The sequence below is a fragment of the Bradyrhizobium sp. Leo114 genome (assembly GCF_055229415.2).
The window spans coordinates 14,206-30,185 of sequence record NZ_JBUYEN020000056.1; the positions used below are offsets into that span (position 1 = coordinate 14,206).

Consider the following 15,980-nt stretch of genomic DNA (forward strand, 5'->3'; position numbering starts at 1 on the left):
AAACCGATGCCTCCAAGCGCGCCAACCGGGCCTTGAAGATGCTCAGAACCTATCTCGGTCGCGTCATCCGTGATATTGCCCGCAAGATCGAAGGCCGCACCGGCTTGCTTGGCGAGATTGTCCTCGAACGCATGCTGGCGCTGGCGCGACGGGTGCTTGACCAGAAGCAGCACCAGCGCGGCCCCAAGGTCTACTCGCTGCACGCGCCGGAGGTGGAGTGCATCGGCAAGGGCAAGGCCCACCGGCCCTACGAGTTCGGCGTCAAGGTCTCGGTGGCCACCAACCTCGCGCCCGCCAAGGGCGGTCAGTTCGTCACCCATGTGAAAGCGCTGACCGGCAACCCCTATAACGGCCATACGCTCAAGACCGTGATCCCAGGCATGGAGGCGCTCGTCGGCAACGTCATCGAGCGCATGTGTCTCGACAAAGGCTATCGCGGCCACAATGCGCCGCTCGATTACAAGTTCAGGGTGTTCATCTCAGGCCAGAAGCGGCGGGTGACGCCAAAGATCAAGCGCGAGCTGCGCCGGCGCTCCGCCGTGGAGCCGGTGATCGGCCACCTCAAATCCAGCACCGAATGGGCCGAAACTATCTCTGGCACCGCCAGGGCGACGCCACCAATGCCGTCCTCGCCGCCGCCGGCTACAACTTCCGTCGCCTCATCCGCTGGCTCGAGCTTTTGCTGCGCCAAATCCTCGTCCAGCTCATCCGCCGACTTCAGCTCCTCCCAAGCTGAAATCCGGGTTCTTCACGGTCGACCAGATAAGTGGTGATTGCCAAATGCGCTCCCTTTAGCCCTGCCCGGGCAGCGATGGTGCGATCTAGAACGAGGTGGGGTTTAAGGAACCCCGGGATCGTCACTAAACCTCTGTTTGATTGCGCAAGGCGAGGCGGGTGTCTACACCTGGGCTGGCACGACGCGGGATACGGCATGCCCGGCATGCGGTCCTGCTCGCGGCTGGCCAGGTTGTTGGACCGGATGGACAGGACATGCGCTATGGCAAGCCCGAGTTCCGCAACGATGGCTTTGTCGCCTTGGGGCGCAATTCGCTGCGTCAAAACGCCAGCTAACGACAGACATCCTGCATCAAAGAAGAACCACGTGCTGCCTAAACATCTGCGTCGCCTCGAAGCTGAATCGATCGAAATCATGCGTGAGGTTGTCGCCGAGTTCAAAAGGCCGGTCATGCTCTATTCGATCGGAAAAGACTCGAGCGTCATGCTGCACGTCGCCATCAAGGCGTTCTATCCGGCAAAGTTGCCGTTCCCCCTGCTTCACGTCGACACGGGCTGGAAGTTTCGCGAGATGATCACCTTCCGCGATGAGACAGCCAAGCGCCTCGGCGTCGACTTGATCGTCCACGTGAACAAGGAAGGCATCGAGCGCGGGATCAACCCGATCGATTCCGGCTCGGCTCTTCATACGCAGGTGATGAAGACCGATGGCTTAAAGCAAGCGCTTGATCTCTATCAGTTCGATGCCGCGTTTGGTGGAGCACGACGTGACGAGGAAAAGAGCCGCGCAAAAGAACGGATATTCTCCTTCCGTTCGGCCGGACACGTGTGGGACCCACGCAACCAGCGACCGGAGCTCTGGAATCTCTTCAACACCCGAATCCGCCAGGGCGAAACCATGCGTGTGTTCGCAATGTCGAACTGGACTGAGCTCGACGTCTGGGAATACATCATGCTCGAGAAGATCCCGGTCGTCCCGCTCTATTTCGCAAAGCAAAGGCCCGTCGTCCGGCGGAGCGGCGCAATGATCATGGTCGACGACAAGCGATTACCGCTTCAGTCGAACGAGAGGCCGGAGATGCGGATGATACGTTTCCGCACGCTGGGATGCTATCCCTTGAGCGGGGCTATCGACTCCGACGCGACCACGATCGAGGACATCGTCGCGGAAATGCAGACCGCGAGGGTATCTGAGCGCCAGGGACGCTTGATCGATACCGATGAAGCCGCTTCGATGGAGAAGAAGAAGCGGGAAGGTTACTTCTGATGGCTTCCAAAGCGACAGCCGAGCTGGTCCAGGCCGGAACGAAGGACCAACTGCGATTCATCACCTGCGGTTCGGTCGACGACGGCAAGTCGACGCTGATCGGCCGGCTGCTGCATGACACCAAGATGATTTACGAGGATCAGCTGATGGCGCTGGCACGCGACAGCGCCAAGCACGGCACCAACGGCAATGAAATCGACTTTGCGCTGGTAGTCGACGGGCTTGAGGCCGAACGGGAGCAGGGCATCACGATTGACGTGGCTTACCGCTTCTTTACCACCCGGCGCCGCTCGTTCATGGTGGCCGACACGCCCGGCCACGAGCAGTACACGCGTAATATGGCAACCGGCGCCTCGAACGCCCAGCTCGCCATCATCCTGATCGATGCCCGCAAGGGTGTGATGGTTCAGACCAAGCGTCACTCCTTCATCTGTTCGCTGCTCGGTATTCGTCATGTCGTCCTGGCAGTGAACAAAATCGACCTCGTCAACTACAAGAAGGAGAGTTTTGACCGGATCGTCGGTGAGTATGTGGCCTTTGCTGCCGGTCTTGGCTTCACGTCGATCGTTCCGATCCCGATCTCCGCCCGGTACGGCGACAACGTCATCAACCGCTCCGGCAAGACCCAGTGGTACCAGGGGCCTTGCCTGCTCGATCATTTGGAGAGCATCGATATCCAGTCCGACACTGGAAGCCAGGCTTTCCGCTTTCCAGTCCAGTGCGTGAATCGGCCCAACCTGGACTTCCGCGGCTATGCCGGGACGGTGGCTTCCGCGAGCATCACGGCAGGAGATGAGATCGTTGTCGCAGCGTCTGGACGGACTACACGCGTCAAGCGCATCGTCACCCAGGACGGCGATCTTCCTCGCGCTGAGGCCGGCGATGCCGTCACCATTGTCGTCGAAGATGAGATTGATATCAGCCGTGGCGATCTTCTCGCCCGTCCGGCTGAGCGGCCGGAGGTCGCCGATCAATTCGCCGCTCATCTGATCTGGATGGACAATGACCCGCTCGTTGCTGGACGCAACTACATCCTTCGCATTGGAACACAGACTGTGGCCGCCGGTCGTATTACTACAATCAAGTATCGGATCGACGTCAACACACGTGAGCACCTGGCAGCCAAGACGCTTAGCCTCAACGAGATCGGATTCTGCAATCTTGCGACCGCAACGCCCACGGCTTTCGATGCTTACGAGGTCAATCGCAAGACCGGTTCATTCATCCTCATCGACCGTTACACCCACCGCACGGTCGGCGCCGGCATGATCGCGTTTCCGCTACGGCGGGCTAGCAATATCGCGTGGCAACCGATTTCAGTGGGTAAGAGAGAGCGGGCGGCGCTCAAGGATCAAAAGCCTTGCATCATCTGGTTCACCGGCCTGTCCGGCGCGGGCAAATCGACAATTGCCAACGTCGTCGATCAGAAGTTGTTCGCAATGTCGCGCCACACGATGCTGCTGGACGGCGACAACGTGCGGCACGGATTAAATGGGGACCTCGGCTTCACCGAGGCCGACCGTGTTGAAAATATTCGGCGTGTGGGCGAACTCGCCAAGTTGATGGCCGATAGCGGTTTGATCGTGATTTGCTCATTCATCTCGCCCTACAGGTCCGAGCGAGATATGGTACGCAACCTGGTTGCTGAGGATGAGTTCATTGAAGTTTTTGTGGACACGCCAATCGAAGAATGCGCGCGGCGCGATCCCAAAGGTCTCTATGCAAAGGCGAACTCCGGCAAGATCAAGAACTTCACCGGCGTCGATGCGCCCTACGAAACGCCAATAAGACCCGAAATTCATCTCAAGACCATGGGGCAGAAGCCCGAACACCTAGCGCAAGCCGTTGTCGATCTATTGATGGCCCGCGCAATCGTCCGCGGCCGCTAGCGTTTGCCAAATTTGCCGTCCTTGCCGAAACACTCGAGCCGGTTAGCTCCCGCAACTTGCACTATAAAAGAAGGGTTCTATCGGCAGAGCTTGCCGTAAGGCCCAAAGCAACGCTTCACAGATGGTCGATATAGGGCTCCACATCCCGCCTGATTTCATACTAGCGGCAACCATCGTAGTGCCGTCGGCGTTGTCGGTGTCGAGCCTCGAATTTCGTGCTGATCGCCGGAGCGACAGCCCTGCGCGAACGCCCCTCAGCCAAATCAGGCCAACTTGCTACTCGTGATGGCATGCTTGGATGTTGCTTTTCTCAGCGATGGGGTCGCCCCCCATGTAAGCCGACCGCGAGCTCCGCTCACTAGTCCATGACCTCCTCATATCGTTTGTCGAATACCGAGAAACCAGCGGACAAGTACAAGGGCTGTCCCTACCGCAAATCCAATCCGCTGGCAGTTGATCGAGAATCGGGCGATGCTGCTGCTCGATGTTTGATTTGTGCAAACTGATCGTCGGGACAGTGATCGATCTGCTGCGGTCGCGCGCAATGCTCGAGGCGGAGATTTTGGTGCTGAGGCAGCAAATCAATGTGCTGCGGCGCGGCAATCCCAAGAGACTTCGATTTGCGTCGATTGACCGGCTGATATTGGGAGGTATCTGCCGGCTGTTTCCCAAGATGTATGATACACTTGCAATTGTCCGACCCGATACCGTGATCCGCTGGCACCGCGCCGGTTTTAGGCTGTATTGGCGCAGGAAATCGCGCCACTGTTGCGGTCGACCAACGGTATCGTTGGAGATTCGCCGTCTGATCCGCGAGATGAGCCTCGCCAATCCATTGTGGGGAGCACCGAGACTCCATGGCGAGCTTCTCAAGCTCGGCATCGATGTCGGCCAGACCAGCGTCGCCAAGTACATGGCACGGAGGAGGGGACCCCCCTCGCAGGGATGGAAGACGTTCCTTCGCAACCATGCTGACGGGATCGCGGCGATGGACCTTTTCGTGGTGCCGACGATCTCGTTCCGGTTGCTCTATGGATTGCTGATCATGGGCCATGGTCGGCGGCAGATCCTGTGGCTTGGAGTGACCGCGCACCCAACGGCCGAATGGATCGCCAATCAACTGACGGAGGCGTGTGGCTGGGAGCAAATCCCTCGTTACCTGATCCGGGACCGCGACGGCGCCTACGGAAAGATATTCCTGCGCCGGGTTCGATCCATCGGGATTCGAGACCGTCCGACGTCTCCTCGCTCACCTTGGCAAAACGCTTGTGCAGAACGGCTGATCGGTTCAATCCGCCGGGAATGCATTGATCATGTCGTGGTGTTCGGAGAGCGCCATCTGCGTCACGTGCTGCTCTCGTACATGAACTATTACAACGGCACGCGCACCCATTTGTCGTTGCATAAAGACGCGCCGATTTCACGCGGCGCCGCGACAGTTGGACGCATTCTCTGTCGCCCGATTCTGGGCGGACTGCACCACCAATATGCCCGGACTTGATTTGCGGTAGGCATAGCATCGCATCACCGAAAAACGAGAAATCCGTGTCGTGCCGCGATGTTGCGGTTCTGTCCGGGACCTGATCCGAGCGTCAGACTCATTCGCCAAGCAGAGGCAACGCGAAAATGGTCATTGGAAGCGCGTCTCGGTTCGCCGACGCAGGCTTTTGTCAGTTCAGATCGCCCTTCGTGCCCCCAGCGCTTAACGTCAGAACGATCCAGCCTCTTGATGCAGCTCGCCACCCCGCATCAGGCGGCGGGCGATGTCGGCGGTCTGCAGGGCCGCGCGTTCGGTCGGTGAATGGGCCGCCACATAGCGGGCAACCGCGATGAGGATGTGCCGGCCCTCGTCCGTGTCGCCCCACGCGCCGAATTGCCGGACCCCGGCCTCCAGCATCTGATACGTATGGAAGCCTGCATCTTCGCGCAGCACCGCATGCGCGAGCGTGGCGATCAGTGCCTGCGGCGAATGGCCGAGCGTGAGATGCCGTGCCACCAGGCTCGCGGCGAGATCGACCTGTCGCTGCCGGTCGAAGGCGTCGAGCAAGGCGGCGCCGATCGTCTCTGGATCCGCGGGCAGAGCATCGAGCTGCTCGCCGCCGTCGCCCGGGATGCGCGCCGGCGGCACATTGAGATAGCGAGCAAGGTAGAGCGCCATCGCTCCGTGCAATACGCCGCGAACGGCCGTGACGTGAGTGTCGATGTTGGCAGTCCCGATGCGCGTCAGCATCTGGTGGACTGCGTTGGCGTAGGTGAAGACGTGATGCGCCGTCTCCCAGTCGGCGTGCTCGTTGGCAGTGCCGAAACGCGCCACCCTGAGTGATGCCGCGTACGCGAGGGATTGGCCAAGGTCAGCAGGAGCGGCACCGGCGCGGATCGCCGCCTTGAGCGCGTCAACGATCCTGGCCGGATCGTCACCGAGCAGCTCTTGAGCAAGTGCGGCGTGGTCCGACCAGTCACGCGCGCCGCGTCCGGCAGCGAACAGGTTTGCGAGTTTGCTGGTTGATTCCTCACACAACGCAACAAGGTCAACGGGCTGGCGCCAGGCCGTCGATTCCTCGGCGCCACGAGCCGCTACCATCTGACCGGCGACAGTTGGCAGCAGAGCCGCCGCGTGTTGCCAGCCGACCAGGTCGAGGCACTCGAACGCCTTGTTGATGAAGTCGAGCGAGTGCCCGGTGTCGGCGAAAGCCCGCTCGGTCGCGGCGGCGAACAGCGCATCAGCGAGTTCAGCCGGGGAGAAGCCGGCCGCAATCGCCGTAAGCAGGGTGCGTTCGGCCGCCTCGCGATGGCGCACGGTTGTCCAACGCCGCAGCCAGCGTTTGAGCGCGGCCGGATCCGGCCGGCTTCCAAGCGGCGCGCGGTCCCGCCGCGGCGCCTCGCCGTTGCAGTCCGCCGCCACGCGGCGCGCGCCGTGGAAGAGAGCGAGATAGGCTTCCTCCTCCGGCAGCACAGGCAGAAGATTAGCGAGTGCCGTAAGGATCGTAAGACCCACGCTCCAGCCGTCGCGATTTTGCGCCCCGAACAGCGCCACCTGCCGGACGATTTCGCCCTGCGGTACGCCGGCCGCGAGCTGACCATGGATGGCCTTGGCAATGATGAGGCCGAGGTCGTGGGCGAGGCCGTTCGCAAGCCGCTGATGCCAGTGCGCGACGGGATCGGCCTGCGTGAACGCGGTCTTCACCCAGACGTCACCATTACGTACCTCGACCGCGCAGATCGGCACGTCGTCCGCCCACAGGTCGAAGGTGCAGCCGCTTTCGAGATCGAAGCGGGCGTGGTGCCAGTGACAGGTCAAGATGCCGTCCTCGAGGCTGCCGCGGTCGAGCGGGAAGCCCATGTGCGGGCACCGATTGTCGAGGGCGAAGACGCGCCCGCGGTCGTAGATGACGAGGATCGGACGATGGGCACCGTGCACAACGAGCCGCCCCTTGATCTTCAGCTCCTCAAGGCTGCCCGCCAGCACAAATTCCTTGCTGGGCGCGTCCATGAGCATACCTCCCATTGTCGCTTCGGGGCTGCTGCAGGTACTCGACAACATAGGCCTCCTCTCGCGCAAAGGCGAGAGGAGGCCGTGGTTTAAGGACTGCGCGAAAGGAACCGCACTGGATTATCCAGCCGTACAGAACTGATGTTCAGTTCGATCGCGTTCGGCAGTTTCGACACAAGCGTCGCGATGACAAGCGGCAAACGCAGGGACAAGCACTGCGTGGCTGGTCAAACTGCGCGCAGCCATCGTCGCACCGCCGGCCGAAATCGCCTGCCGATCCAACCAGCGCTAGCACTACTTTGGCAGAAAGTGTTTTCGCCACTGTTTTTCAAGGATTTGCTTTCGGCAATATGGACACTGCTGAGACGGTGGCCGAAGGATGAGATCGACGATGGCGTGACGTACGGCGGGCATGGTTGGTTGAGGCGGAGGCCCGTTGATTCTTTTTTTTCCGCCCCGCGTGTGCGAGGCGACGATGTTGCAGGAAGGTGTAGGCGATCATTGTCATCAGGGCGTGGCGATGAAGACCCTGCCATGATCGCCCTTCGAAGTGATCAAGTCCGAGCTCCTCCTTCAACTGCTGATGCGCTTGCTCACAAATCCACCGTGCCTTGATGGTGGCTGCCAGCGTGCGCAGATCCGTCGCCGCCGGAAGATTGGCGAGATAGTATTTCTTCTCTCCCGAGGCGCGTTGCTCGCCAATGAGCCAGGCTTTCATGGCGATCAGCGCGGAGGGAGGAAGAGCGGCGCGGGCCCGAGGAGGGAACTGGGGGAACTGATGCGGTCACTAACGCAAGCTGAGGGTCCCCGTGACCTTCTTCAGTCTTAACCCATCGACTGCGAGCGAACCATTATCGTGGGATTGCATGCCCAATGCAGCTCTTCGCCCGTTCGAGGAAAGCCGCGATCTTCGCCAGACAGCGCCTTGCCGACGCGCTTCGCGGGCAGCTGGCCGAACTGAAGCGGGCCGTCTCGATGTGTCACGCCGAGATCGAAGCGCAAGGCGAAGACCGAAACGGGTGATGCGTGGAAAGGCAATGCAGTGACTGAAGTTGCGGTACCGCGAAACGCTTCGGTGCTCAGCATGGAAGGCGCATGTCCGCTCCGTTATGAAGCGCATGAGGGTTTCGTCATGGACCAGGCTCACGGTCGCGATCGGCCGCCGAAAGACCCGGCGATTTCATAGTGCTCAACGCGCTGCGTGGCTCCGATCAGCGCAGGTCTGCGGCGGCGTCCTCCATGCCCTTGCGGGCTTCGCGTCAATCCGCGCGCTCGCGGTCGGTCTGTCGCTGACGCGCATAATGGTCCTGGCGCACTGGGTGACGTAGTCCCGGGATTCGCGCTTGGGGCAATTCTCGACCCCCTCCGGATTTGGACCGGCTCTTCGACGAGGCGAACTGTTGGCTGCGACCTTGGCGCAGCCATCACTGTTCTCATCCCTGAGCGCAACGAAATCGCAATGAATTGGGTGAAACGACCGTGAACAAAACGGGACGGAAGCACCTGCAGCATCAAGAAAAATCAACAACTTAGAAGATGCTCACTGCGTTCGGGACGCAATGCGTGCTCAGGCTACCGCCTGAAAAAGCAATTTGAGATGGTTGCACGTCCCCGCAACCAACTGAAAGATCGGCGGTCAAATCAATCCAGCCCCGGGGGGCCAACCGTAGAATAAGCCCGGCTACGCCAGAAACGAACAGGCACAATCGTTTAGAACAGGATCAACAATCTAGGTCTTTCAACGTTAGACGTAGCAAGAACCGGGTTCGCTCGGCTGCTGATGGCTGCGCACTGCGCCGCCACCATTGCGGCGCGGTCATGTTCTCGACCCCGGTTGAAGTGATGCTCTCGAAACTGGAGACGATCATACCCCTGATACGACGCGGACAAGACCATCGTCGTCCATGTATCCCCGTCGATCGGTACGCAGCGGCCATTGATCATGGCGTGCGCAGTCTCTTCCGGCCGTTTTCCGTAGCTCTGAATGGAACACAGCCACCGGCCTGCGGCGGACAAGTTCAACCCTAGCTAGAGGCATTATAGATTATTGTCGTTGCGAACGAATTTCTGAGTTTCTAACTGTTTCGCGTGCAGTGGGCGCCCTGATCAATCAAGAGGTTAGCGGGCCGAAGGGGCCGCATGACCGGGTCAAGAGTCATACAACGCGTTGGCCGGCAGGGCCCGACCAGTGTCATGGCCCAAGGGCGAATGGAGGCAAGGCCGGGACCGGGACGCGGCAGGATTGTGCGTGATCGGGGGAGAAGGCTCTGATGAAGGAAGGGCTTGATCCACGCTTCGCTCTGTATCTGTCCTATCGCGCCGTTCTCATCGACTACGCCTCGTACCTGCTCGGCTCTCGCGAGGGCGCCGAGGACCTGGTCCAGGAAGCATTCATCAAATTCATCCCGACAGGTGACGGGAGAACGCCGAGCGCCCGTCCACGATCATATCTGTTCCGTATCGTGCACAATCTGGCCGTTGACGTGCTGCGGCGGAAGCGGCTGGAAAATCTGCGAAGCGCCCACAATGCGCCGGTCTGGGCCAGCTCACAGGCCGCACCCACGCCTGAGGAAACCGTTCTTTATTATGAGAACGAGCGCCGAGCCATGGACATCATCGCCGGGCTGCCGGAGAAACAGCGCATTGCGCTGGAAATGCACAGGTTCGGCGGACACTCGGTCGAAGAGGTGGCTGCCCACCTCGGAGTCTCTATTCCGACGGTCTACCGTCTCATCCAAGCGGCCGTAGCAACGGTCACGATTCGGCTCGAACAGGACTCGGACGGCCGCGAATAGTCTTGTAAAGAAACATGTGAAGCCAGCGACTTCGTTCGGGTTGACGGCTTTGTCTTGTTCATTGGTAGACGGCGACACAGCACCGCGACAGGGAACATTGGAACGTTGGCTGCGAAACACGATACGGAGCATCAGCTGCTCGAGGAGGCGACAGGCTGGATTCTACGATTGGAAGACGCGTCCCAGGGCTCCGCAGTATTCGATGAATTCAAAGCCTGGCTTGCGGCTTGCGAGCAGAACCGGCGCGCCTGGGAGCGCGCCAACAAGACATGGACCGTGCTCGGCGCGGTCAAACCCGCCTACGATCAGAAGGTTTGGGAAGACGTCGATCCGCGCTTGAAATTGCACGTGGCGCACACCTCCGCACCCGGCTTTTCTCCACGCTCCGGGACGGTGCGCAGATCATATCGTCGACCAATCGAGATTGTTGTCGCCGCGGTTGTCGCGGCATGCGTGCTGTGGATTGCAGCTCCAGCAATCCTCATTGCCATCCACGCCGACTATCGTACCGCCGCCGGCCACACCGAACATATTCGGATGGCCGATGGCTCCGTCGTCGAGCTCGGCGGAGGCAGTGCGATCAAGGCCGATATCGGAACGACAGAGCGCCGCGTTACGCTGCTGGCAGGAGAGGTCTTCTTCGACGTCGCAACCGATACCAGGCGGCCGTTCCTCGTCGATGCGCAGGGCGTCGAAATCAAGGTGCATGGCACCGCCTTCAATATCCAGGCCTCATCGACAAGCACGAAAGTTGCGCTGCTGCGCGGCTCCATCGAAGCCACGCCCGCCGCGAAGGACGAACCATCTGCCGTTCTCAAGCCTGGCCAAATGTTCGTCGTCGATCACATGACAGGTAATGTAAGCATCGAGCCGGTATCCCTTGAGGAAATCGGATCCTGGCGTGAAGGAAAGGTCATTCTGTCCAACGTCACCGTGGAATCGGCCATCGAATTGATCCAGCGCTATTTCTCGGCCTCGATTTTGCTTCCCGACAGAAGCCTTGCGGGCCGCAAGGTGAGCGGGCTGTTCGATCTGCGCGATCCTGACCGCGCGCTCGCTGGGCTCGTCGAGCCCTTCGGCGGCAAAGTCCGTGCCCTGACCCCGTTCGTGCGGATCGTGTCGCGTCTGTAATTGGTTCGCTCGCAAATCTTATAATTCCTCCAAAACGAGCGCTACCGTGAGAATCTTGCGGCAGCTCTACGTCTTTGCGGTCGGAAGTGCATGCCTACGGAGTGGCTGCGCAATGACAAGTGAAGACGAGCGAGTTGATGCATACTGGGGGCGTAACAAATAGAATTGGATCGGTAACACAAAGTAGGTCGAAGCGCGCGACTATCCGATTGCTCCGGAGTGCTGGCGTCTGCGCGCTGTCTGCCGGGCCGGTATTATACGCGCACCTTGCTTTCGCTCAGATCGTGCAAACGCAAGATACGACCGCTCCGGCGCGTCAGTTCAACATTCCGGCTCAGCCGCTGACGAACGCGCTCAGCCAGTTCGGCCGCCAGTCCGGACTTCAGGTCGCATTTCCCTCCGAAGCGTCGCAGGGTGTGCGATCCAACTCCGTTGTCGGTAGCTTCACGCCGCAGCAGGCGCTCGAGCGGCTTCTGCGCGGAACCGGCGTGAGCTACCGCATCACCTCGCAAGGAACGGCCGTCGTTGGCGGGCGACCCTCAGCCGACGCATCAGACGCTGCCGGCCGGCCGGCGGCCGACGGTTCTCTTGTTCTCGATCCCATCAATGTGACCGCCAATCGTTCTACGACGAACGGAGATACGCCCTATGAGACCCCCGGATCGGTTTCGCACGTCTCGCGCGAGCAACTCGATCGCCTGCCGCCGGCGTCGGCCGGCGACGTGTTCATCGATACGCCCGGCGTAATCTCGGCGGGCAATCATGTCGGCACGTCGATCAATCCCAATATCCGGGGCCTGCAAGGCATGGGCCGCGTGGGCACGACGATTGACGGTGCGCGCCAGAACACGAGCTCCTATCGGGGCTATATCGGAAACCGCGACGAGACCTATGTCGATCCCGATCTGATCGGCGGTGTCGACATTTCCAAGGGACCGGGCAGCGGAGTGGGTGTTGGGAGCATCGGTGGCAACGTCAATTTCCGCACCCTCGAAGCAGGCGACATCGTCAAGGACGGCCAGACATTTGGTACGCGCGTCAAAGGCAGCCTCGTCACCAACGGGGTAGCGGAGCAGTCGCCAAGTTTCCTGTCGAACAATGCTGTCAACACGGCAGCCAATGGCCGGCCATCCTTTTTCAACGGCGACACATATTCGGGCAGTGCGGCCGTCGCCGCGATCAAGGAGAACTACGAATTCATTGTCGCCTATTCCAAGCACGTGCAAGGCAACTACTTCGCCGGAACAAAAGTCCCTGATGGAATCACATTCCGTCCTGCAAACGCGGTTACGACGACCGCAAATGCCAATTCGCTCGTAAAGCCTGGCCAGGAGGTCTTCAACACCTCCGAAAACACGGATTCGTTTCTTGCAAAAGGAAAGGTGAAGTGGGGCGACGGCCAGTCGCTTGAACTCGGCTATCTCTCCTACAACTCCCATTACGGTGAGATTGATGAGCTGAGCTATCAGGCTGCGATAGTGTCGGGAATTTTACCCTACGGACAATTCCCGCTGTCCGAGACCCGTGTCGATACTTACACGGCCAAATATAAGTATGAGCCGTCGGACAGTCCGTATGTGAAAATGCGGGCCAACCTCTGGCTGACCGATCTTGCGTCGCAACGCCATGGCGTGCTTCCTGGTCCCTACGGCGACACTACGCTCGGCGGAGATGTCGGCAACACCTCCGTGTTCACCACGCCGCTCGGTCAGCTCACCTGGGACAACGGCGTTGAATTCACGCGTGAGCGCGCTACGGCCGAGCAGTTTCCGAGTTCGGTGTCGGGGTCGGAGGGCTGGGAAACCTACGGCCCTTCGGGCGTGCGACTGATGACGGGGACATTCAGCAACGCAAGCCTCAGGCCGATCGACTGGCTGACGCTCTCCGCAGGGCTGCGCTATGACCATTACAATTCCAGCGGCGAAGGATACCTCACCAAGTTTCCTGATCGGTCAGGCGGGCGTGTTAGTCCCAATGCCGCTGTCGTTATATCGCCCATGGAGGGAATCCAGTTCTACGGCCAGTACAAGGAAGGCTACCGCCCTCCGAGCCTCCGTGAAACGCACTGGCATTATCAGGGACTGCTCTGGAATAATCCGGATTTGCAGCCCGAGATCGCCAAGGATTACGAAGCCGGCCTGAATATCCTGCGTAACAACGTTCTCCAATCCGGCGACAAGCTTCGCGTCAAGCTCGCCTATTTCGACAATCACTATGATGACTATATCGTCCGCTACCAGACCGGCAGTGGATCAACCGGGTCGGCTGCGGACCATAAATACGTATGGTACAATATCAACGGCGCCAACTTCCGCGGCTTCGAAATATCCGGAAACTATGACTCGGGCGCGTTTTTCCTCGAGGGCGCCTTCACCAAATACACCAAGATTGAATATTGCGAGACAGCAGGAAGCTGCGCGCCGCCGACGTCACAGTTTGATTTGGCGAGCCCGACGGGCGCACTGAAAAACGATTACGCTGCGAATTATGTCCCGCCGAATTATGCCGGCAGCGTGACGGCCGGCATCCGGTTGTTCGATCAGAAGCTGACGTTGGGCGGACGGGTCCAGTTCTCATCGGCACGCTCGGGCAGCGTCTGGCCGCCAACCAGCGGCGATACATTCACTTGGCCCTCATATCAGGTGTATGACCTGTTCGGCATCTACAAGATCGATGACGACTCGACGATCAATTTCAGCATCGAGAATCTAACGGACCAATATTACTTCGGCGCGCTCACCTCGATCGCCGTCCCGTCGCCCGGCCGAACCGCCCGGATCAGCTACACGACGACGCTGAACGAAACGACGCCTCTCGTTCGTCATCTTCCTAACGCGAGACTCGGAAATGCCTCGGACGGCGCTCCGGGGAGCGACTGGACCGGTCTTTATCTCGGCGGCCACCTCGGTTACGGCCTGGCCCGCACCAAGGGAGTCACGACGGCCGGCGATGGAACGCCCGGAGCTATCCCGGCGACGGAGTCGGCTGACCTGAGCTTCCGCGATCTGACGAGAGGCTTGCAGGGCGGGTTCAATTATCAGTTCTCGAACCGCGTGGTGATCGGTATCGAGGGAGATTATTCCTGGACCAAGTTCCGGAAGACGCAGGACGCCATTGCAACGGAAGCCCCCAAGCTCACGACAGGCAGCTTCCTGCAGGCCAAGACCGACTACCAGTTCGACTGGACGGCGTCGCTGCGCGCCCGCGTCGGCTACGCTTTCGATCGCGTGCTTGTTTATGCGATGGGCGGTCTGACGTTCCTGAACGAAAGCGAAGTTCGCAGTCAATATCGGGCCGTCAGTGGAAGCGTGCCTAGCACTCAACTCAACTTTCGCGAAGAGGCCTCAGGGACACGTAGCGGATGGACGTTCGGCGGGGGATTCGAATATGCGCTGACCAATAACTGGTCTCTTAGAGGAGAGTATTCTTACGATCATTTCGGAGATAGGGAGTTTCTCTTCCCGAATGCGACCGCCGGCGTGACGCTGCCGTACGCGGTACAGACCCAAATCTGCGCTATTTACTTTCCTCCGTCCCGCGGCGGCGGATGTCGCCTCTATCGCACCCAGACAGTCACAGTTCCTGGCTCGTCCCAGACGACGAACGGTCGCAGGGCGGAAAACGATCTTGATTTTCATGCGATCAAGATCGGCGTGAACTATCGCTTCTAATTCAAGGGGGGCGGCACTTTCACCGCGAGATCGACGCGCGTTACGATAAGTCCGAGGCGGATGCCTATTCCGCGCCGGCCCGGACGGCGACTGCATCGCTAGAGTCCAAGTTTCCCCACCTCTCGACGTGGGGTCCGAGGTTCGTCAGCAAGACGAACGTTTGAGCAAGAGAAGAGGTAAAGATGACTTCCACCATCAACCTTACATCGGCCAGCAGCGATCTTTTGGGATATCTTACCGGTGCCTGGGAAAACGACTTCAACTACAATGACAACGGTGCTTTCTATCCGACCTCCTCACCCTACTCGGAATGGGCGGCGGGCAATAGCGGGGTTTCGGGCGACTCCGGAGTGATCCTGCATGGCTCGGGATTCACCTACTCGCCTCCCGGCGGATTCAGCGGCACCATCACCGAACTCGACTTTGGCCACGGTCTTACTGGCAGCAGCAGTTCTGGTTTCGGATTGACCACGCCCGAACTTTCGATCGAACTCGGCGGCTCCGGCGGCACGAGCCCGGATACGACGTTCAATCAGGCAATCTACGTGCTCTCCCATGGCGGCAGTGTTTATGGCCAAACCGAGTTCGGTCAGCCCTTTGCCGGGCTAGTCGATTATCTCGGCGAGACGGGCACCACCCAGAACGGCACCTCCGGCGACGACTACCTGTACAGCTTCTATGGAAACGACGCGCTCTCCGGAAACGGCGGAAGCTCGGACTTCGACACGTTCAAGTGGGATCATAGCCTCTACGATTCCAGCCACGGTTTCGGAAACGACACGATCACTGACTTCGTTCAGGGCAACGATCTCATCGATTTCAAGAACTATGGCTGGTCCGACTACAGCCAGTTCATCAGCGACAGCCATGTGAACGTCGCAGGTAACACCATCACCTACACCGATCCGACCAACGCGAGCCTGCACAGCACGGTCACGGTCGACGGCGTCTCGAGCCTGTCCGCGTCCGACTTCGCCTTCGTCTGATGGCACCACGAGCGCC

9 protein-coding genes and 3 pseudogenes are annotated in these 15,980 nt (G+C 59.9%); 9 read left to right on the forward strand and 3 right to left on the reverse strand.

What is annotated here, in order from left to right:
- Positions 1-14: 14 nt before the first annotated feature.
- The 4 genes and pseudogenes from ACZIRK_RS38485 to ACZIRK_RS38500 all read left to right on the forward strand — a co-directional run.
- Positions 15-736: pseudogene (locus tag ACZIRK_RS38485) on the forward strand (transposase family protein); the annotation flags it as partial.
- Positions 737-1,102: 366 nt separating this feature from the next.
- Entirely contained in the window at positions 1,103-2,002 is a 900-nt protein-coding gene (cysD, locus tag ACZIRK_RS38490) for a sulfate adenylyltransferase subunit CysD (RefSeq protein ID WP_245475153.1), read from the forward strand.
- Positions 2,002-3,891, forward strand: coding sequence for a sulfate adenylyltransferase subunit CysN (gene cysN, locus ACZIRK_RS38495; protein ID WP_474419285.1), 1,890 nt, complete (start codon positions 2,002-2,004; stop codon positions 3,889-3,891). The genes cysD and cysN overlap by 1 nt, the downstream gene beginning before the upstream one ends.
- Before the next feature lie 493 nt (positions 3,892-4,384).
- Positions 4,385-5,392, forward strand: a complete 1,008-nt coding sequence (locus ACZIRK_RS38500) for an integrase core domain-containing protein (RefSeq protein ID WP_245475152.1) — start codon at positions 4,385-4,387, stop codon at positions 5,390-5,392.
- A 207-nt stretch (positions 5,393-5,599) separates the two neighbouring features.
- On the opposite strand, the gene ACZIRK_RS38505 is transcribed toward ACZIRK_RS38500, so the two are convergent.
- The 3 genes and pseudogenes from ACZIRK_RS38505 to ACZIRK_RS38515 all read right to left on the reverse strand — a co-directional run bounded on the left by ACZIRK_RS38505 (position 5,600) and on the right by ACZIRK_RS38515 (position 8,467).
- Positions 5,600-7,357 (reverse strand): Rieske (2Fe-2S) protein, encoded by a 1,758-nt coding sequence (locus tag ACZIRK_RS38505; RefSeq protein WP_474419286.1) that lies wholly within the window; start codon positions 7,355-7,357, stop codon positions 5,600-5,602.
- 352 nt (positions 7,358-7,709) lie between these two features.
- A pseudogene (locus ACZIRK_RS38510) lies at positions 7,710-8,096 on the reverse strand (transposase); the annotation flags it as partial.
- 110 nt (positions 8,097-8,206) lie between these two features.
- On the reverse strand, positions 8,207-8,467 hold the full coding sequence (locus ACZIRK_RS38515; RefSeq protein ID WP_130232013.1) for a hypothetical protein: 261 nt from the start codon (positions 8,465-8,467) through the stop codon (positions 8,207-8,209).
- A gap of 1,184 nt (positions 8,468-9,651) precedes the next feature.
- Here ACZIRK_RS38515 and ACZIRK_RS38520 point away from each other — a divergent pair.
- From ACZIRK_RS38520 to ACZIRK_RS38540, 5 genes and pseudogenes are all read left to right on the forward strand, one after another.
- Positions 9,652-10,176, forward strand: coding sequence for an RNA polymerase sigma factor (locus ACZIRK_RS38520; RefSeq protein ID WP_474419287.1), 525 nt, complete (start codon positions 9,652-9,654; stop codon positions 10,174-10,176).
- 105 nt (positions 10,177-10,281) lie between these two features.
- Positions 10,282-10,428 (forward strand): annotated as a pseudogene (locus tag ACZIRK_RS38525) (DUF4880 domain-containing protein); the annotation flags it as partial.
- 24 nt (positions 10,429-10,452) lie between these two features.
- Positions 10,453-11,307 (forward strand): FecR family protein, encoded by an 855-nt coding sequence (locus tag ACZIRK_RS38530; RefSeq protein WP_245287585.1) that lies wholly within the window; start codon positions 10,453-10,455, stop codon positions 11,305-11,307.
- A gap of 284 nt (positions 11,308-11,591) precedes the next feature.
- Complete coding sequence (locus ACZIRK_RS38535) at positions 11,592-14,978, forward strand: TonB-dependent receptor domain-containing protein (protein ID WP_165435555.1); 3,387 nt, start codon at positions 11,592-11,594, stop codon at positions 14,976-14,978.
- A gap of 182 nt (positions 14,979-15,160) precedes the next feature.
- On the forward strand, positions 15,161-15,964 hold the full coding sequence (locus ACZIRK_RS38540; protein WP_051397185.1) for a hypothetical protein: 804 nt from the start codon (positions 15,161-15,163) through the stop codon (positions 15,962-15,964).
- The last annotated feature ends 16 nt before the right edge of the window (positions 15,965-15,980 follow it).

Bases quoted from the DNA above. Each gene is read 5' to 3' on its own strand.
- ACZIRK_RS38520 (WP_474419287.1), top strand. From the start codon at position 9,652: ATGAAGGAAGGGCTTGATCCACGCTTCGCTCTGTATCTGTCCTATCGC.
- ACZIRK_RS38515 (WP_130232013.1), bottom strand. From the start codon at position 8,467: ATGCTGAGCACCGAAGCGTTTCGCGGTACCGCAACTTCAGTCACTGCA.
- cysN (WP_474419285.1), top strand. From the start codon at position 2,002: ATGGCTTCCAAAGCGACAGCCGAGCTGGTCCAGGCCGGAACGAAGGAC.
- ACZIRK_RS38540 (WP_051397185.1), top strand. From the start codon at position 15,161: ATGACTTCCACCATCAACCTTACATCGGCCAGCAGCGATCTTTTGGGA.